14 protein-coding genes are annotated in these 20,141 nt (G+C 58.0%); all 14 read left to right on the top strand.

The annotated features are described in order from the left end of the window. Positions 1–87 precede the first annotated feature (87 nt). The 14 genes from ACGS9J_RS02295 to narJ all read left to right on the top strand — a co-directional run bounded on the left by ACGS9J_RS02295 (position 88) and on the right by narJ (position 20,140). Positions 88–1,221, top strand: coding sequence for a polysaccharide export protein (locus ACGS9J_RS02295; RefSeq protein WP_442229463.1), 1,134 nt, complete (start codon positions 88–90; stop codon positions 1,219–1,221). Between the two features lie 27 nt (positions 1,222–1,248). After that, positions 1,249–3,429, top strand: a complete 2,181-nt coding sequence (locus tag ACGS9J_RS02290) for a polysaccharide biosynthesis tyrosine autokinase (RefSeq protein WP_442229462.1) — start codon at positions 1,249–1,251, stop codon at positions 3,427–3,429. A 4-nt stretch (positions 3,430–3,433) separates the two neighbouring features. Beyond that, on the top strand, positions 3,434–4,723 hold the full coding sequence (locus ACGS9J_RS02285; RefSeq protein ID WP_442229461.1) for a flippase: 1,290 nt from the start codon (positions 3,434–3,436) through the stop codon (positions 4,721–4,723). Continuing rightward, a complete protein-coding gene (locus ACGS9J_RS02280; protein WP_442229460.1) occupies positions 4,713–5,561 on the top strand; it encodes an ATP-grasp fold amidoligase family protein in 849 nt (282 codons plus the stop codon). The genes ACGS9J_RS02285 and ACGS9J_RS02280 overlap by 11 nt, the downstream gene beginning before the upstream one ends. A 138-nt stretch (positions 5,562–5,699) precedes the next feature. After that, positions 5,700–6,605 (top strand): glycosyltransferase family 2 protein, encoded by a 906-nt coding sequence (locus ACGS9J_RS02275; RefSeq protein WP_442229459.1) that lies wholly within the window; start codon positions 5,700–5,702, stop codon positions 6,603–6,605. 1 nt (position 6,606) lies between these two features. Then, complete coding sequence (locus tag ACGS9J_RS02270; RefSeq protein ID WP_442229458.1) at positions 6,607–7,668, top strand: glycosyltransferase family 4 protein; 1,062 nt, start codon at positions 6,607–6,609, stop codon at positions 7,666–7,668. 1 nt (position 7,669) lies between these two features. Next, the gene (locus ACGS9J_RS02265) at positions 7,670–8,413 is read left to right on the top strand and encodes a glycosyltransferase family 2 protein (RefSeq protein ID WP_442229457.1); all 744 of its coding nucleotides are present in this window, start codon (positions 7,670–7,672) and stop codon (positions 8,411–8,413) included. Then, on the top strand, positions 8,410–10,296 hold the full coding sequence (locus tag ACGS9J_RS02260; RefSeq protein WP_442229456.1) for a carbohydrate-binding protein CenC: 1,887 nt from the start codon (positions 8,410–8,412) through the stop codon (positions 10,294–10,296). The genes ACGS9J_RS02265 and ACGS9J_RS02260 overlap by 4 nt, the downstream gene beginning before the upstream one ends. A 6-nt stretch (positions 10,297–10,302) precedes the next feature. Beyond that, positions 10,303–11,289: a glycosyltransferase family 2 protein gene (locus ACGS9J_RS02255; RefSeq protein WP_442229455.1), complete on the top strand. Its 987-nt coding sequence runs from the start codon at positions 10,303–10,305 to the stop codon at positions 11,287–11,289. Between the two features lie 34 nt (positions 11,290–11,323). Beyond that, positions 11,324–12,226 (top strand): glycosyltransferase family 2 protein, encoded by a 903-nt coding sequence (locus ACGS9J_RS02250; RefSeq protein WP_442229454.1) that lies wholly within the window; start codon positions 11,324–11,326, stop codon positions 12,224–12,226. Between the two features lie 186 nt (positions 12,227–12,412). Further along, a complete protein-coding gene (locus ACGS9J_RS02245; RefSeq protein ID WP_442229453.1) occupies positions 12,413–13,666 on the top strand; it encodes a hypothetical protein in 1,254 nt (417 codons plus the stop codon). A gap of 437 nt (positions 13,667–14,103) precedes the next feature. After that, on the top strand, positions 14,104–17,880 hold the full coding sequence (locus ACGS9J_RS02240; RefSeq protein ID WP_442229452.1) for a nitrate reductase subunit alpha: 3,777 nt from the start codon (positions 14,104–14,106) through the stop codon (positions 17,878–17,880). Continuing rightward, positions 17,877–19,421 carry a nitrate reductase subunit beta gene (gene narH, locus ACGS9J_RS02235; protein WP_442229451.1) on the top strand — a complete coding sequence of 515 codons (1,545 nt, stop codon included), beginning with the start codon at positions 17,877–17,879 and terminating at the stop codon, positions 19,419–19,421. Before ACGS9J_RS02240 ends, narH begins: the two co-directional genes overlap by 4 nt. Continuing rightward, positions 19,418–20,140 (top strand): nitrate reductase molybdenum cofactor assembly chaperone, encoded by a 723-nt coding sequence (gene narJ / locus ACGS9J_RS02230; RefSeq protein ID WP_442229450.1) that lies wholly within the window; start codon positions 19,418–19,420, stop codon positions 20,138–20,140. Before narH ends, narJ begins: the two co-directional genes overlap by 4 nt. Position 20,141 lies beyond the last annotated feature (1 nt).

Below are 20,141 nucleotides of genomic sequence, written 5' to 3'. Positions count from 1 at the left end.
GCTAGGCCCGGGTATCTCAACACTTGAAGACAACTTTGTCATCAATCTAACTGGCCGCAACGGCGGCCCGTTTTTCACGGTACCGTTATGAACCTTCATTTGCCTCATTTGATGCCACTGGTGCTGTCCAGCGTCTTGCTCAGCGGTTGCACCGCGTTTCCAGGTTCACACCTGCCGACCCAGGGTAAAGAAAAAGTGACTCAGCAGGACGAAGATTTCGATTTGGACAAACAGGTCCAGGTGTATCGCGTCACGCCGATGTTGCTGGAAAAAATGCGCCGGGTCGAACCGGTCGCGCGGCCAAACCCGGCTCTTGACCAGCGGTTGCAAAGTTATCAGTACCGCATCGGCGTTGGCGACGTGCTCAACGTTACCGTCTGGGATCATCCGGAACTGACCACCCCGGCAGGGCAGTACCGCAGCGCCAGCGACACCGGCAACTGGGTACATGCCGACGGCGCCATCTTCTATCCGTACATCGGCCGGGTTCAGGTGGTGGGTAAAACCGTCACCGAAGTGCGCAATCAGATTGCCGGCCGCCTGGCGACCTACGTAGAAAGCCCGCAGGTGGATGTCAGCATCGCCGCATTCCGCTCGCAGAAAGTTTACGTCACCGGGGAAGTGAAAACTTCTGGCCAGCAGGCCGTGACCAACGTGCCCCTGACCATTCTCGATGCGATCAACGCCGCCGGCGGGCTGACCGACAACGCCGACTGGCGCAACGTGGTGCTGACGCACCAGGGCAAAGAGCAGCCGATCTCGCTGCAGGCGCTGATGCAACGCGGCGACATCAGCCAGAACCACCTGTTGACGCCGGGCGACATCCTGTATGTGCCGCGCAACGACGAACTGAAAGTGTTCGTGATGGGCGAAGTGGGTAAGCAGTCGACGCTGAAAATGGACCGCAGCGGCATGACGCTGACCGAAGCCCTGGGCAGCTCCGAAGGGATCAGCCAAACGGTGGCCGACGCCACCGGCATATTCGTGATCCGTCCGAACGGCGGCAAACAACCCCAACGCCTGGCGTCGCTGTACCAGTTCGACCTGTCTGATGCCGCCGCACTGGCGATGGGCACCGAATTCCAGCTGGAACCCTACGACGTGGTGTACGTCACCGCGGCGCCGGTGGCGCGCTGGAACCGCCTGATCAGCCAGCTGGTACCGACTATTTCCAGCTTCAACGACCTCAGCGAGGCCACGTTGCGGGTTCGTAACTGGTAACCCGTAATGGTGACTTAAGGAATACCGATGATGAAGAACAATGCATTGCCGATTGTGATGGCTGAGCAGGACGACAAATTGGAATGGGAACGCTTGATTGGCCCACTGTGGGACAACCGCTGGCGCATTCTGCTGGTGACCGGCGTGGCCGGGATGCTGGGCTGTGCCTATGCGCTGATGGCTACGCCAATCTATCAGGCGACCGCGCTGGTACAGGTGGAAAAACAGCTCTCGGGCGACTCGCTGCTGCGTGAAACGCTGGACAGCTCGATCGGCGGCATCGGTCAGAATTCGGCGACCCAGGATGAGGTTTCGCTGGCGAAATCACGCTATGTGATTGGTAAAACCGTCGACGACCTCGGCCTCACGGTGCGCATCAGCCCGGACTATTTTCCGCTGTTCGGCAAGGGCCTTGCCCGCCTGAGCGGCGAAGTGTCGCCGGTGCTGCGCATCTCTTCGATGACCGTGCCGGCGGCGATGCAGGGCCAGGAACTGACCCTGACCGTCGATGATCCGCAGCATTACAACCTGAGCCACGACGGCAAAACCCTGTTCAGCGGCGTTGTGGGGCAAAGGCTGCAACAGGGCGGCTGGTCGGTCAACGTCAGCGAGCTTGAGGCATCGCCGGGCACCACTTTCACCGTGGTTAACGTTCCGCGCCAAAAAGCGGTGGACGACCTGCGCAACATCCTGGATGTCGCCCCCGGCGGCAAGGAAAGCGGCATCATGACCTTCAGCCTGGCGGGGGAGGATCCTCAGCGGGCAGAGGCGGTGCTGAAAAGCATCACCGATAATTACCTGCAGCAGAACGTGGATCGCAAAACCGAAGAGACCCAGCGTATGCTGGCCTTCCTGCACGAACAGTTGCCGCGCACCCAGACCTCGCTCAATAACGCCGAAAACCAGCTTAACCAATTTCGCCAGCAGAACGACTCGGTAGACCTGTCGCTGGAGGCCAAATCGGTGCTGGATACCCAGGTTCAGCTTGAGGGACAGCTCAATGAGCTGACCTTCAAAGAGGCGGAAATTTCCAAGCTTTATACCCGCGTACACCCGGCATACCGCGCGCTGTTGGAAAAACGCGCCACGCTGGAGGCGGAAAAAGCGCGGCTCGGCAAACAGGTGCAAACCCTGCCGAAAACCCAGCAGGAAATTTTGCGTTTGACCCGCGACGTGCAGGTGGATCAGCAGGTCTATATGCAACTGATGAACAAGCAGCAGGAATTAAGCATCAGTAAGGCCGGTACCGTGGGCAACATCCGTATTATCGATGAGGCGGAAACCGGCCTGCGCCCGGTACAGCCGCAGAAGGCGATGATCGTCTTCTTCGCGCTGTTGATGGGCGGCGTGCTATCGGCGTCGGTGGTGGTACTGCGTGCTGCGCTTCATCGCGGCATCAGCGATACCGATACGCTGGAAAAACGCGGTATCAGCGTTTACGCCACGGTACCGTTGTCGCCATGGCAGCAAAAACGCAACCGGGTTCAGCAACAGCTGTTGACCAAAAGCAGCAGCGGCAAACTGCCCATTTTGGCGCAGGAAGAGCCGGAAGACTTATCCGTGGAGGCCATTCGCAGCCTGCGCACCAGTTTGCATTTCGCCATGATGGAGGCCAAAAACAACATTCTGATGGTCTCCGGCGCCAGCCCCGCCAGCGGCAAAAGCTTCACCAGCACCAATCTGGCGGTGGTGATTGCTCAGGCAGGGCAGCGGGTGTTGCTGATCGACGCCGACATGCGCAAAGGCTTTCTGCACCGCTGGTTGAATAACAGCGCCAAGGCCGGGCTTTCGGACATGCTGTCCGGGCTGATTGAACCGGCGACGGCGGTGAAGAAAACCGATATCGCCAATCTGGATTTTGTGCCGCGTGGCCAGGTGCCGCCGAACCCGTCCGAACTGCTGATGCATCAGCGCTTTGCCGATTTTCTTCACTGGGCAGGGCAGAATTACGATCTGGTGCTGATCGACACGCCGCCGGTGTTGGCGGTGACCGACGCGGCGATTGTTGGGCACCACGCCGGCACGGCGCTGATGGTGGTGCGCTTTGAGGTCAACACCGTCAGGCAGATTGAGATCAGCATCCGTCGTTTCGAACAAAATGGCGTCGCCATTAAAGGGGTGATCCTCAATGGCATGGTGAAAAAGACCGCCACCGACGCCGGTTACTATGCCTTTGCTTACCCGAGTCATCAGGAAAAGGTTCAGTAACCCTATGAAAGCGATGCTGATGAACTCCCTGTGGTTAATGTTGGAGCGGGTATCGCTGAGCCTGTCGGGGATTTTCGTTTCGGTCTACGTTGCGCGCTATCTGGGGCCGGCGCAGTACGGGCTGATTAACTACTTGCTGTCGGTGATCGCCATCGCGGTACCGCTGGTGCAACTGGGGGCCGACTCGGTGTTGTTCAACCGTGTAGCCCGCCAGCGGCACAGCGGCATGCGGTTGATGCTGGCCTCGATGCGTCTGCGGCGGCAACTGTTTGCATTGATCGCCGTGCCGCTGATGGCCTGGGCGCTGCTGACGCAGGACCACACCAGCCAGATCATGATGGCGTTGATGCTGGCCAGCGCGTATTTCTCGGTGCAGGACGTTTATAAGATTTATTACGACGCCCTGCTGAAATCGAAACTGAACACGCTGATCAACAATTTGGCGCTGCTGTTGTCGATCATTTTGCGGCTGGCGTTGGTGCATGCCAGGCTGCCGCTGGAGTGGTTTGCGCTGCCCTATGTGCTGAGCAGCCTGCTCCCGTACGGGGTGCGCTGGCTGCTGTTTCGTCGTGAACAGGGCGGGTTGCGGCCCATCAGCGTGCGCCACCAACGACGTTATGGCCGTTATCTGCTGAAAGTGGGGCTGCCGCTGGCGGTGTCTGGGCTATCGATAGTTATTTACACGCGTATCGACCAGATCATGATCGGCAACTATCTGGGGGAGCACAGCGTCGGGCTTTACAGTGCGGCCATCACCCTGAGTCAGGGCTGGATCTTCGTGCCGATTGCGCTGATCACCTCGATGATGCCGGGGGTGGCGAATGCCAACTCCCTGAGCGAACAGGAAGGGCGCATTCGGCTGTTGTATCTGGTGGTGTTGCTGCTGTCGATGCCGGTGATTTTGTTGCTGTCGCTGTTCCCCGGCCCGATAGTCACGCTGATGTTTGGCGACAGCTACCGTGAAACCGCCACCATTCTGGCGCTGTGTTCGGTGACCTCACTGTTCTCGGTGATGGGCACCGTCTCCTATCGGGCGATTGTCCTGTTTGGTGGTTACCGGTTTATCGCGATAAAAATGCCGCTGGCGGCCTTGGCTAATGTGCTGATGAATCTGATGTTGATCCCGCGTTACGGCATTCTGGGGGCGGCGATTTCAACGTTGATTACCGAGTTTATTTCATTTTTTGTCCTGAACGGTTTTTTCAGAAAGGGACAAATTACCCGTTTGCAGGTCACCTGCTACCGTTGTTTACCGCAATTAATAGGGAAGGTGCGAGAACTTTATGCTAAATAATCTGGTGAAGGGGTTTTACCGTAATATACCCGACGCATTATATCATCAGTTAAAATACGCCTTATTTTTTCGCAAGGTGCCGCATCTGGCTAAACCGAGGGGGTATAGCGAGAAACTGATGCGCAGGAAAGTCTATCCTCCGGCGATGTATACTCAACTGTCCGATAAATATCTGGTCAGAGAATACATTGAAAAACTGTGGGGGAAAGAATACCTCATCGAACTCTATGCTCAGGGTGAAAAGTTAACTGAAGAAATGTATGAGGCATTGCCTGACGCCTTCGTGATTAAGGCGAACCACGGCAGTGGTTATAACAAGCTGGTGTTTGATAAAAGCCAGACCAGCTTTAACGAATTGAGGGTGCTGACCAACAGTTGGTTGCGACAGAATTTTTACCAGGTTTACCGCGAACGCCATTATAAGGATATTTCGCCGTGCATTATGGTGGAAAAAATGTTGATGCAGGACGGCAAGACGCCGAATGATATCAAGATCCACTGTTTTAATCGCAGCGGAGAAGTGCGTTTTTTCATCCAGATTGATTACCAGCGCTTTATCGATCACCGTCGTGATTTTTTTGATGCTCACTGGAACCGCACCGAGATCCGCATGGGGGTGCCCAACAGCGAGGTGCCGATGGACAAGCCCTGCCGGTTGGAGCAGATGCTGAAACTGGCGCATCAGGTGGCGGAGCAATTCTCTTATGTGCGCGTCGATTTTTATCAGGTGCAGGAGCGGATCTATTTTGGCGAGTTGACATTCACTCCCGGAGCCGGCCTGCAACGATTTACACCGGGAATTATTGAACAAGAGTGGGGAGGTTATTTCCAGGAGTAGTTGAATAACCGGTAGGCTGCGCGTATTTCAGCGCGCAGGACGGGGGGAGTAACCGGACAAGGATATTCTGGGATAACAAGCTATTCCATTGGCATTAGCGTTGTCTTGCCAAATGATAATATATTGTTGAGGTAATAAATGGACTTATCGATTGTCATGCCCGTTTTTAATAATTCCGCCAGTTTGGCCACCACATTAGTCAGGATGACTAATGCCTGCTTCGGTTTCGACTATGAAATTATTGTGGTCGATAACGCGTCGGACAAACCAGAGTTGGATAATATGCGCAACCTGCTGGTCGCCAATCGCCGGGCGCGTTTGCATGAAAATAAAGTGCGGCGCAATACCGCGGCCTCGTGCAATACCGGTTTTCGGTTAGCGCGAGCGGAAGTGGTTTTCTTTCTGGAACCCGAGGATTCGTTTAACACCAACTATATTATTCGCCGCCTGAAACGCCATCAGGATACCCGAATAGACATTATCTTTGGCAACTACGTCACGGTGAGTGACAGGAATGTTCGCAGTTATCGATTCGATTATAAAGAGGGCGCGGCGGGTGCGGACTTTTTATTTCTCGACATGGGCGATATTCGCACCTCGACCATCAGCCTGCGTAAAAAAGATGACCGGCGATTTTTATTCCCGGAGTTCCTCTACAAGTACCAGGACTGGGGGTTTTTGGTCAACGCCACCAATCTGGGGGCCAGGGTGACCTTTGACGAGGGGCGCGGCGTGTTTATCCGCTGCGGCGATGCCGATACCGACCGCTGCCGGATGAATATCGACGCCAGCGAGCAGTTTATCGACGCCTATCTCAATGCCAGTGGCCGCTACATCAGCGGTTTTGCCTGCAAACACCTGCTGGCCTCGCTGTACAGCGAGAATTTGCAGGCATTCAACTACTACTCATCGCGCACGGAGCTGGATGCTCTGAGCAGCAAGTTCAGGGCGATCAAACTGTACGGCGACTGCCTGGCCAGACTGGGGCTGTTTCCACTGGGGGGGCGTCTGCTACGTACCGCCCGCGAGGGATTTCGGAGATGACATGCAGCAACAAAAAGTAGCGATTGTGATTGAGAACATCGCCGAAAAAGGCGGGACCGAGCGGGTGGCCAGCAGCCTGGCCAATGCGCTGACTGCGCGTTTGGGGCATCAGGTGGATCTGGTGTCGATCAGCGGCGACCGGACATTTTACCCGTTGGACGCGTCTGTGACGTTGCGCTTTATGACCGGCAGAAGCTTGCTGTGGCCCTGGCGGCTGGCGTGGTTTCTGCGCCGGGGGCGCTATGACGTGGTCATTACCGTGTCGATGGGAAAACTGTCGTCGATCATGGTGCCGTACCTGCGTTTGCTGTGCCCGCGCAGCCGACTGTTGCTGAGTGAGCACGTCAGTTTCCATCAGTACGCCTGGCCGATGAAGTGGCTGAAGATCCTGGTTTACCGGCTGGGCGACCGCACGGTACTGCTGACGAAGAAGGATTTGGCCACCATCAGCCGTTGGGTGCCCAGCGGCAAATGCCGGGTGATTGAGAACGTTTCGCCGTTCCCGGTGCAACCGCCGCAGCCGAAGCTACAGCAACCGGTGGCGCTGGCGGTGGGGCGCTTATGCCACCAGAAAGGGTTTGACCGGCTGATCGCCGCCTGGCAACGGGTAGCCCTGCAAGCGCCGGGCTGGCAACTGCATATCATCGGTGATGGCCCGGACCGGGGGGCGTTGCAACAGCAGATTGACGCCGCCGGCCTGGGCGAACAAGTGAAGCTGTTACCGGCGACGGCGGACATTGCCGGCCACTATCGCCAGGCCGCCATGCTGCTGATGACCTCGCGTTATGAAGGCTTGCCGATGGTGCTGATTGAGGCGATGAGCTTTGGCCTGCCGCTGGTGGCGTTTGACTGCCAGACCGGCCCGGCGGAGCTGATCGCTGACGGGGAGAACGGTTATCTGGTGGCGGAGGAGGATATCGAGGCTTTCAGCCGACGAACCCTGGCGCTGATCGGCGACGGCGAGCTGCGTCAGCGCTTCTCCCTTCAGGCTCTGGAACGGGCGCAGCAGTACATCCCCGAGCGTATTTATCCCCAATGGCAACAGCTTATCGCTGGAGGTTAAGATGGAAAAAGTTTCAGTTATCATGCCGGCTTACAACGCCGCGGGCTTTATCAAAGAGTCGATCCTCGGGGTGCTGAACCAGACATACCAGGATTATCACCTGTACGTGATCGACGATGCTTCGACGGACAACACCGCCGAGGTGGTGAAACCGTTCATCCACGATCGTCTGACTTACATTCGCAACAACGCCAATCAGGGCGTGGCCGAAACCCGCAATATCGCGATTGAAGCGGCGCGCGGCGATTATATTGCGTTTTGCGACAGCGATGACGTCTGGCATCCGAACAAGCTGGCGCGTCAGGTCGGCATTCTGAAAACCAACCGCTACGACGTGGTGTGCTCCCATTATTACACCTTCGAAGATGACCTCACTCGGGTGAAGAACTACCGCGGCGCCGGGGAAATCATCGCCTACAAGGATATGCTGAAAAGCAACTGGATCGGCAACCTGACCGGCATGTACAACCAGCGCCAGGTCGGCAAGGTGTATCAGAGCAAGGTCGGTCATGAGGACTACGTGATGTGGCTGTCGGTGCTGGAAAAAGCCCGTAATCGCATGGCGTATTGCATTCCCGAGCCGCTGGCTTTTTACCGTCTGTCCGCCCAGTCGCTGTCCGGCAATAAATTCCGCGCGGCCGACTGGCAGTGGCAGATTTATCGCCGTCATCTGGGGCTGTCCTACCAAAAGTCCTGCTATCTGTTCTTTTCCTATCTCTACAGCGCGGTGATGAAAAGACAATGAATTTCAGCAAACTTACCTCAGCCTGCCTGCTGGCGAGCGTCGGCTGGGCGGGGCTGGTCAGTGCGGGCGGCTGCGACGGCAATCTGCTCAAGGATCCCGGCTTCGAGCAGGGGGGGGCCGGTTGGTCGCTGGCCTCCGCGCAGGTGGTGGCGGGCGGTCATGGCGGCCAGAGCAGCCTGTTTTATCAAAATCATAACCCGGCCAACTACCACAACATGCTGCAAAGGCTGTCGGTCAAACCGGGCCAGCAGGTGGCGTTTGGTGCCTGGGTACGGGGTGAAAACCTCAGGGGCAAGGGCGAAAACCAGGGTGCCGGGGTGTTTGTCGAAAGTTATGACGATCAGGGGCGTTTTTTAGCGGGCAGCTATCCGCAGGGGCTGCTGGGTACCAGCGGCTGGCAGCCGGTCACCGGGGATTTTCGGGTGCCGCCACGGGCGGTGAAGGTGGTACTGGGGGTTTATCTGCGCCAGGGCACCACCGGCAGCGCCTGGTTTGATGACGTCTACGCCTGTCTGCAACCTGTGGCACCGGAGTTGTACCAGATGCGCAGCGGCAACGGGGCGGCATCCAGCATGGTTGAAGTGGTAGATCCGCAGCAGGTGCAGGTGGACAGCACCCTGGTGGATGACAAAAACACCCCGGTGAAGCGCGACAGCCGCCGCTACGCCATCAGTGGGCAACAGAAAGTGGAGTTCCCTCTGCCGGCCGATTTGGCCGCCGGTGAGTATCGTTTGCAGCAGCAGGTGACGGACGTGGCCTCGCAACGCAGTCAGCGCAGCGAAATGCCGATCAGCGTCGGTCGCCCGCAGCCCAGGGTAGCGCTGGATGCGCAGGGTTACGTTTTGAAGCAAGGCAAGCGCTTCTTCCCGCTCGGCATTTATATGTACGGCGAGATGGCGACGGACGAGCATTTGGCGCGTATCCGCGACGCCGGTTTCAATACCTTGCTCAATTACAACTACGGCACCGGCCGCGATCCCTATCACTATTTCCGCAAAACCCAGCAGTACGGTTTGCAGGTGATTTTTTCGCTCAAGGACATGTACGCCGGCACCCGCTTCGCGCCGGAAACCAAAATGAGCTACCCGCAGCTGACGGCCCGCTATGTGGAGAAGTTCAAACATGAGCCGAACCTGCTCGCCTGGTACATCAACGACGAGCTGGGGCCGGAATATGTGCCGCAGATTGAGCAAAAACACCTGCAGGTCAAACGGCTGGATCCGGATCACCTGACGTTCCAGGTGTTGGACAAAACCGGCACGCTCAATGCCTATTTCAACAGTTCTGACGTGCTGGCCAGCGATCCTTATCCGGTTGGTCGGGACGCCGATCTGACGCGCACCCTGGAGTACAGCCGCATCACCAGCCAGGTGGCGCGCCAGGCCAAAGGGGCCTGGTTGGTGATGCAGATTATGGATCATGCCGCCTATGCACCCGGCCGCAAGCCGCGCCAACCGACCGAGGCGGAGATCCGCAATCAGGCCTGGTTAGGATTGATCGGCGGGTCCAGGGGCATCCTGTTCTATTCCTATACCGACCTGTTCTACAAGCGCCAACGTGGTGGTTTCAGCCAGCAGGAGTTTGATGCTATCTGGCGCGGGGTCGCCGGTGTAGCGCAGCAGATTGTCAGCTTTGAGCCTTACCTGCTTTCCGGTGAAAGCCGGTTGTTGCAAGGCAACAACACCGCCATCCCGGCCCGGTTGTTTATCCATGGCCGGCAGGGACTGGTGCTGATCGCCAACCCTTATTACCGCCCCATGTCGGCGCGTTTTGATCTGCCCGCCGGTTGGCAGGCGCAGGGGCAGGCGCAGATTGCGGCTGAATTGCCGTCGATGGGCAGCCGTGCGGTATGGGTACAACGTCAAACAGAAAACAAAGGATAACCGGTCATGAATATTACCCTGAGCCTGATTATTCCGGTGTACCAGGTCGAGGCTTATATCGAGGCCTGCCTTGGCTCGGTGCTGCAACAGCTGCCGGACTGGGCGGAAGTGATCATCGTGGATGACGGCAGCCCGGATGGCGCCATCGCCATTGCCGAGCAAATGCTGTGCCGCTACCCGCAGCATCAACGGCGAGTCAGTATTCTGCGGCAGGAAAATCAGGGGCTGAGCGAGGCGCGCAACCGCGGTATCACCCATGCCGAGGGGCGCTATATCGGCTTCCTGGATTCCGACGACGTGCTGCTGGAGGGCTATTTCAGCATTTTGGGCCGCCTGCTGGCGGACAACCCGCTGGCCGACATCGTCGCCTTCAACGCCCAGCGTTTTTCGGCCTTCAACAACGGCAAGATCCAGTCGGACGGCACCATGGCCATCGTGCCCGGCAATGCCGCCCCCCAACAACGTGACGATCATATGGCGCTGCTGACGGACAGCTTTAACCGCAGCATGTGGTTTGCCTGGGCAAGGATTTACCGCAAAACGCTGTTCGACGAGGCGCGCTTCCCGACGGGGCGGAATTTCGAAGATATTCAGTTAATCCCGCAGCTCTACCTGAAGGCTGAGCGCATCGTGGTCTGCGATGCCCCTCTGGTGGGCTACCGCGCCAACCCGAATGGCATTACGCGCGCACCCAAGCGACGCGATCTGGACGATCTGGATCATGCCCTCGACGGCGCTGATACGGGGCGACGGCAGGGACTGGGGCATGGGCTTTATTCGATCCTCTACGTCACCACGCTGAAGGCGCGCTTGCTGGTGGGGCTGGACTTTTTCGGGCTGCGTGATGCGCTGCGTGAAACCCGCGAGCTGAAGCGCCGCTACTCCGGCCTGCGCACCGAGGAGCGCAAAATGCTGAGCCGCAAGAACCGGCTGTTTTACCGCAGCCCGCTGGCTTACTACCTGATGGCGCGTCTGTATAACCTGCGCGGCTAGCGGCGCACCTATGTCAATTGGGGCAAATCAAACCATGAGTATCACCGTCAGCGTCATCATACCCACCTATGGCCGCAGTGAACTGCTGGCGCGCGCTATCGACAGCGTGCTGGCGCAAACCCATCGCCCGTTGGAAATCATCGTGGTGGATGACAACCCGCAGGGCGACGCCCATCGCCTGGCGACCCGCGAACGCCTGGCCGGTTATATCGAGCGGGGGGAGATTATCTATTGTCCGCGCCGGCGTAATGGCGGCGGTGCTCAGGCGCGTAACAGTGGGATCCTGCGTTCGAGCGGGGAGTACATTACTTTTCTGGATGATGACGACTACTATCATCCGCAAAAAATCGCCCGCCAGTTGGCGTTTATGCAGCAGGGCCACTACGACGTCAGCCTGTGCGACATGGACATTTTGAAAGACGGGCAGATCAGCGCCGAACATTACTACCGCGCGCGTTGTGAAGGGCTGGAGGACTTTATGCTGGCCGGTGTCGCCTACACGCCGATGATCATGATGCGGCGCAGCCTGGCGATTGCGGTGCGTGGCTTCTTTAATACTCCACGCTATCAGGATCATATCTTTCTGTACCGACTGCTGGCGGCCGGGGCGAGCATTGGCACGCTGCATGAGCGGCTGGCGGTGCACAATGACCATGATGGCGATCGCATCACTTCCAGCCCGAAAGGTATTATTGGCTACCGCAATAAAATGCAGTTCGAGCAGCGGCTGATGCCGCAGGTTTCCCCCCGGGCGCGCAACATTCTGCGTCTGCGCCATACCTGCATTACCTCGCGCATCATTACCGACGGCAAGAGCCGCCTGGCCGGGGTTTTCTATGGGCTGAAGGGCATTGTCTACGTCAATAGCGGCTTGATGGCCGGCGTGTATATGAAAAATATCATCCGCAACCTGTTTTTCCGCGGCGTGCCGTTCTGATATTACGAAATGAGTCAGGTAAGCGTCACCCTCTCCTGTGGGAGAGGGCCGGGGTGAGGGGCTTTAGCCGCTGCTCTGTCTGTTTCCCCTCACCCTAACCCTCTCCCAAAGGAGAGGGGACAAGATCGCCTTAACTGATGAGCAATACTCCCAAATGAGAGGGAAGTATTTAGCCAGAGGATGATTATGCGTTTTGAACGTTCTACGCTGATTGGCAGCGTCTTGTTGCTGACGGTACCGCTTTTTGCTTTGCTGCACAGCATAGCTACGCTGCGGGCGGGAAAGAAAAACTCGGCGGCCTATGTGCTGATTGCGCTGTGTTTTTTCTTCTTCTTTATCAAGATCCCGCCGTTGGCAGACCTTTACCGTCACTTTGCCAATTACGATGCCATCAACTCGGCGACCAGCCTGGGGGAGGTTATTCAGGGCAAGGTGGACGTGGTGCTGTACGCCAATTTTTATCTTTTTAAAACGCTGGGGATCCCGTTTTTCATTATTCCGGGGCTGTACGTCGCGCTGTCGGTTTACTGTTATCTCAGCGCGCTGAATATCGTCATGCTGCACTCCGGCAAGGCGTTTACGGCGCGGCAGTTTGTGTTACTGCATCTGGCGGTGCTGTTTTTGATTAACCCGTTTATCATTGCCATGGGGCTGCGCTTTGGCTTTTCGATGGCGGTGATGACTCTGGCGATGGTGCTGTTTTGCCATAAGCTCAACCGCCCATTGGCTTCGGGCCTGATGCTGTTCGCCATGCTGACCCACTTTTCCAGCATGCTGCTGGTGGGGGTGTTGCTGTGCAGCCGGGTGATGCGCCTGAACCGTCTGCTGACGGTGGCGTTCAGTGCCATCGCCTTTCTGACCGCCAAGTTTGCGCTGCCGTTTATCCTTTCCCATATTACGATCTCCGGCATCAACAGTTACTCGGACGTTTATACCTCCGGTATGTACGCCAGCGAATACCTGACCTCCGGTAACGCCAACGGCATGATTAACTTCCTGATCGTGTTATTCCCGACGCTGTTTCTCGGCGTCTTCATGCTGACCAACCCGATGCACAACCAGGCGGGGGAGATTAAAAACTACGCGGCATGGCTGGTGGTGTTTGTGTTCCTGTGTTCCAGCTCGCTGCAGGCGGCCAGCCGTTATGCCAGCGTCGCCTCGGTGTTCTTGCTGTTTTACTACGTGGCGCATCGCGGTTCGTTCCTGCGCGGCAGGTTTAACTACTTCTTCCTGTGTTTCATGCTGATGGCTACCGGCTATAACCTGATCGAGAACATTTACGTTCCGCGCCGCCCGATCATGCTGGGGCAAATGTGGCAGTCGTTCTATAAAACACCGCTGCTGAACCTGTTCTACGGCGAGCAGGAGTACGAGCAGTACCTGCAATTCATCAACCGCGACAGCGGCGAGTGGATAGGCCATGAGATGGATTTAGGCTAATGCGCCTTTTGCTCCAGTAACCCTCACTTCGCCAAACAGAAAGCGGGCGTCAGTCCGCTTCCTACCCCCAAATACCTCGACCGATCCCGCAACACATCCCCTCGAACATCTCATTTGGAATTTTTGCATTATTTTCAATCAATTAAATTCGATGACTGCCCTGATACTTTAGGGGTAGCTCCGCCATTCCCGCCGCTATTCTCCCTCCGTTCTCTTGATCGCAATCAATTTGCCCAACTTCTGGCATCAGTAGGCTTGGCCACAGATTGAGCAACGTCATTACCCGTCGTATTTCAAGCCGCAGCGTTGTTACCTGCGCTAGCTCACTCCAGTGACTTACTTGAGTAAGCGCCTGGAGATGAGCGAGCTGGCCGCCTAGCTGCGACTTGAAATCCATAGGGTAAAAAAATATTAAAAAGCCCTCAGGAGAATTCCGGATGAGCAAGTTTCTAGACCGATTCCGCTATTTTAAGCAGTTGGCGGAACCTTTTTCTGGCGACCATGGCCAGACGCTGAACACCAACCGCGACTGGGAAGACGGCTACCGCAGCCGTTGGCAGCACGACAAGATTGTGCGATCCACCCATGGGGTCAACTGCACCGGCTCCTGCAGCTGGAAAATTTATGTGAAAAACGGCCTGGTCACCTGGGAAACCCAACAGACCGATTACCCCCGCACCCGTCCCGACCTGCCAAACCACGAACCACGCGGCTGCCCACGCGGCGCCAGCTATTCCTGGTATCTGTACAGCGCCAACCGCCTGAAATACCCGCTGATGCGCAAACGCCTGATCAAGCTGTGGCGTGAAGCCAAGGCGCTGCACAGCGATCCGGTCGATGCCTGGGGCTCGATCGTCAGCGATCCCGAAAAAGCCAAAAGCTACAAAGTGGCGCGCGGACGCGGCGGTTTCGTCCGTTCCAGCTGGCAGGAAGTGAACGAACTGATTGCCGCCTCCAACGTCTATACCGCCAAAACCTTCGGGCCGGATCGCATTATCGGCTTCTCGCCAATCCCGGCGATGTCGATGGTGTCTTACGCCGCCGGCGCCCGTTATCTGTCGCTGATTGGCGGCACCTGCCTGAGCTTCTACGACTGGTACTGTGATCTGCCGCCGGCCTCGCCGATGACCTGGGGCGAACAGACCGACGTGCCGGAATCCGCCGACTGGTATAACTCTTCCTACATCATCGCCTGGGGTTCCAACGTGCCGCAGACGCGTACCCCGGACGCCCACTTCTTCACCGAAGTGCGTTACAAAGGCACTAAAACCGTGGCGGTCACGCCGGACTACGCCGAAGTCGCCAAGCTGTGCGACCAGTGGCTGAACCCGAAACAGGGTACCGACAGCGCCATGGCGTTGGCGATGGGCCACGTGATGCTGAAAGAGTTCCACCTGGATCGCGAGGTGGGCTATTTCCGCGATTACGTGCGTCGTTATACCGACATGCCGATGTTGGTGATGCTGGAGCCGCGCGAAGCGGGGCATTACGCCGCCGGTCGCCTGCTGCGTGCCGCCGATTTGGTTGACGGCCTGGGGCAAGAAAACAACCCCGAGTGGAAAACCGTCGCCATCGATCAACGCAGTGGCGAACTGGTCGCGCCGCAGGGCTCGATTGGTTTCCGCTGGGGCGAACAGGGCAAATGGAACCTGGAACAACGTGCCGGTCAAGATCAGCAGGAAGTGGAGCTGCAACTCAGCCTGTTGGGGGCGCATGACGAGGTGGCCGAGGTCGGTTTCCCTTACTTTGGCGGCATAAAAAGCGGCGGGGCCGAGAGCCAGAACTTCAACAGCGTGGCGCTGGACGAGATCCTGCTGCACAAGCTGCCGGTAAAACGTCTGCGTCTGGCGGACGGCAGCGAAGCGCTGGTGACCAGCGTGTACGATTTGACCCTGGCCAACTACGGCCTTGAGCGTGGCCTGAACGACGCCAACTGCGCCACCGACTATGACGACGTCAAAGCCTATACCCCGGCCTGGGCCGAGCAGATCACCGGCGTGTCACGCCACAACATTATCCGCATTGCCCGCGAGTTTGCCGACAACGCCGAGAAAACCCATGGCCGTTCGATGATTATCGTCGGTGCCGGTGTCAACCACTGGTACCACATGGACATGACCTATCGTGGCCTGATCAACATGCTGATCTTCTGCGGCTGCGTCGGCCAGAGCGGTGGCGGCTGGGCGCACTACGTTGGCCAGGAAAAACTGCGACCGCAGACCGGCTGGTTGCCATTGGCGTTTGGCCTCGACTGGCAACGTCCGCCGCGCCATATGAACAGCACCTCGTTCTTCTATAACCATTCCAGCCAGTGGCGTTACGAAACCGTGGGCACCGAAGAGCTGTTGTCGCCGATGGCGGACAAGTCGCGCTTTGGCGGCAGCCTGATCGACCTCAACGTGCGTGCCGAGCGCATGGGCTGGTTGCCGTCGGCACCCCAGTTGAGCACCAACCCGCTGCACTTGGCGGCGCAGGCGCAAGCCGCAGGGCAATCACCGGTGGATTACACCGTCGACGCCCTGAAAAAAGGGACTCTCGGCTTTGCCGCCGAGCAGCCGGACAACCCGCAGAACTTCCCGCGTAACCTGTTTGTCTGGCGTTCCAATTTGCTGGGCTCCTCCGGCAAGGGCCATGAGTACATGCTTAAATACCTGCTGGGTACCGAAAACGGCATTCAGGGGCAGGATCTGGGCCGGCAGGGCGGCGCCAAGCCGCAGGAAGTGGAATGGCAGGATAACGGCGGTGAAGGCAAGCTGGATCTGGTGGTGACGCTCGATTTCCGCATGTCCAGCACCTGCCTTTATTCCGACATCGTGCTGCCGACCGCCACCTGGTACGAAAAAGACGACATGAATACCTCGGACATGCATCCGTTTATTCACCCGCTGTCGGCAGCGGTCGATCCGGCCTGGGACTCGAAAAGCGACTGGGAAATCTACAAGGGCATCGCCAAAGCCTTCTCCGAAGTCTGCGTTGGGCATCTGGGCCAGGAAACCGACGTGGTGACCTTGCCAATCCAGCATGACTCCGCCGCCGAGCTGGCGCAACCTTACGGTGTCAAAGACTGGAAAAAGGGTGAATGCGAGCTGATCCCCGGTAAAACCGCGCCGCATATTATGGTGGTGGAGCGCGATTACCCGGCCACCTACGAGCGTTTCACTTCGCTGGGGCCGCTGCTGGATAAGCTGGGCAACGGCGGCAAGGGCATCGGCTGGAACACCCAGGACGAAGTCGATTTGCTGAAAAAACTCAACTACGTGAAAACCGAAGGCCCGGCGACGGGGCGGCCGAAGATTGAAAGCGCCATCGATGCCGCCGAGGTGATCCTGACGCTGGCACCGGAAACCAACGGGCAGGTGGCGGTCAAGGCGTGGGAAGCGCTGGGCAAAATGACCGGCCGCGATCACCGTCATCTGGCGCTGAACAAGGAAGACGAAAAAATTCGCTTCCGCGATATTCAGGCCCAGCCGCGCAAAATCATTTCCAGCCCTACCTGGTCAGGGTTGGAAGACGAACACGTGTCGTATAACGCCTGTTATACCAATGTGCATGAGCTGATCCCATGGCGCACCCTCAGCGGCCGTCAGCAGTTGTATCAGGATCACGAGTGGATGCGCGCCTTTGGCGAGAGCCTGCTGGTGTACCGTCCGCCGATCGATACTCGCGCCGCGCAGCCGTTGCTGAACCAGAAACCGAACGGCAACAAAGAGAAGGCGTTGAACTTCCTGACTCCGCACCAGAAGTGGGGCATTCACTCCACCTACAGCGACAACCTGTTGATGCTGACCCTGTCGCGCGGCGGGCCGATTGTCTGGATGAGCGAAGACGATGCCAAAGATCTGGGCATTGAGGACAACGACTGGATCGAAGCCTTTAACGCCAACGGTGCACTGACCGCGCGGGCCGTCGTCAGCCAGCGTATTCCGGCCGGCATGACCATGATGTACCACGCGCAGGAACGTATCGTGAATATTCCCGGCTCGGAAATCACCAGCCAGCGCGGCGGTATTCACAACTCGGTGACCCGCGTCTGCCCGAAACCGACCCATATGATCGGCGGCTATGCGCAGCTGGCCTACGGATTCAACTATTACGGCACCGTCGGCTCCAACCGCGACGAGTTTGTGGTGGTACGCAAAATGAACCGCATCGATTGGTTAGACGGTGAAGGCAACGACGACTCACAGGGCAGCCAGCAGGAGAAAGCAAAATGAAAATTCGTTCACAAGTCGGCATGGTGCTGAACCTGGACAAATGCATCGGTTGCCATACCTGTTCGGTAACCTGCAAGAACGTCTGGACCAGCCGTGAGGGCATGGAGTACGCCTGGTTCAACAACGTGGAAAGCAAACCCGGCGTCGGTTATCCGCACGCCTGGGAAGATCAGCAAAAGTGGAAGGGCGGTTGGATCCGCAAGATCAACGGTAAACTGGAGCCGCGCATGGGCAGCCGCGTCGGCCTGTTGTCGAAGATTTTCGCCAACCCGGACGTGCCGGCGCTGGACGACTACTACGAGCCGTTCGACTACGACTATCAGAACCTGCATACCGCGCCGCAGGGGAAACATCAGCCGATCGCTCGTCCGCGCTCGCTGATCACCGGCCAGCGCATGAAGAAGATTGAAAGCGGTCCGAACTGGGAAGAGATCCTCGGCGGCGAATTCGAAAAACGTTCGCAGGACAAGAACTTCGACAACATGCAGAAGGCGATGTACGGCCAGTTCGAAAACACCTTCATGATGTATTTGCCGCGCCTGTGCGAACACTGCCTTAACCCGGCCTGTGTCGCCACCTGTCCGAGCGGTGCCATCTACAAGCGTGGCGAAGACGGCATTGTGCTGATCGATCAGGATAAATGCCGCGGCTGGCGCATGTGCCTGACCGGCTGCCCGTACAAGAAAATCTATTTCAACTGGAAGAGCGGCAAGTCCGAGAAGTGCATCTTCTGTTATCCGCGCATCGAGTCCGGCCAGCCGACGGTGTGCTCGGAAACCTGCGTCGGCCGTATTCGCTATCTGGGCGTGTTGCTGTATGACGCCGATCGCATTGAGCAGGCCGCCGCCGCTGAAAACGACAAGGATCTGTACCAAAGCCAGTTGGATATCTTCCTCGATCCGCACGACCCGGCGGTGATTGCCCAGGCGTTGGCGGATGGTATTCCACAGGGCGTCATCGAGGCCGCGCAGCAGTCGCCGGTCTACAAAATGGCGATGGACTGGAAGCTGGCGCTGCCGCTGCACCCGGAATACCGCACGCTGCCGATGGTGTGGTACGTGCCACCATTGTCACCGATCCAATCCGCAGCCGATGCCGGTGAGCTGGCACACAGCGGCGTATTGCCGGACGTGGAGAGCCTGCGTATTCCGGTGCAATATCTGGCCAACTTGCTGACCGCAGGGGATACCGCGCCGGTGCTGTTGGCGCTTAAACGCATGCTGGCGATGCGTCATTACAAACGGGCGGAAACCGTTGACGGCGTGCTGGACACCAGCGCACTGGAACAGGTGGGGCTGACCGAAGCGCAGGCGCAGGAGATGTACCGTTATCTGGCGATTGCCAACTATGAAGATCGCTTTGTGATCCCGTCCAGCCACCGCGAACTGGCGCGCGAAGCTTTCCCGGAAAGCAAAGGTTGCGGCTTCAGCTTTGGCGACGGTTGCCACGGCAGCGACGGCAAGTTCAACCTGTTCAACAGCCGCCGCATTGACGCTATCGATGTGACGCAGAAAACTGCCCGTCAGGAGGATGCCTCATGATCAGCCTGAAAGTGATTGCCCGCCTGCTGGACTACCCGGAGCAGGCGCTGTTCGACCATCAGCAGGCATTGGTTGAGGCACTGGAGCCGGCCAGCGAACTGGATTTGCACCACAGCGCGCAGTTGATCCTGTTTATTCGTCGTTTTTGTGCCCGTCCGTTGCTGGACGTGCAGGCCGAATACTGCGAGCTGTTCGACCGTGGCCGTGCCACCTCGCTGCTGCTGTTTGAACACGTGCATGGCGAATCGCGCGATCGCGGCCAGGCGATGGTTGATCTGATGGCGCAATACCGTGAAGCGGGCCTGGAGATCGACAGCCGCGAACTGCCGGATTTCCTGCCGCTGTACCTGGAGTATCTGGCCAGCCGTAACCCGGCCGAGGCACGCGGCGGCTTGCAGGATATCGCGCCGATCCTGGCGCTGTTGGGCGCCCGGCTACAGCAGCGGGAAAGCCCATATGCGGTGCTGTTTGACCTGTTGCTGACGCTGTCCGGCGGTGAAGTTCAGGCACAGGCGCTGGAGTCTCAGGTAGCAAAAGAGGCCCGCGATGACACGCCGCAGGCGCTGGACGCGGTCTGGGAAGAGGAACAAATCAAGTTCCTCGGCGAGCAGGGCTGCGCCTCGGCACAGCAAACGGCGCATCAGCGGCGTTTTGCCGGCGCGGTCGCGCCACAGTACCTGGATTTGACGGATGCGCTAACCGGAACCAAAGGACGCTAAT

This window comes from Serratia quinivorans, from assembly GCF_052113645.1.
In the GTDB taxonomy this organism is placed as follows: domain Bacteria; phylum Pseudomonadota; class Gammaproteobacteria; order Enterobacterales; family Enterobacteriaceae; genus Serratia; species Serratia quinivorans_B.
This window is presented reverse-complemented; position numbering and strand designations above follow the sequence as displayed.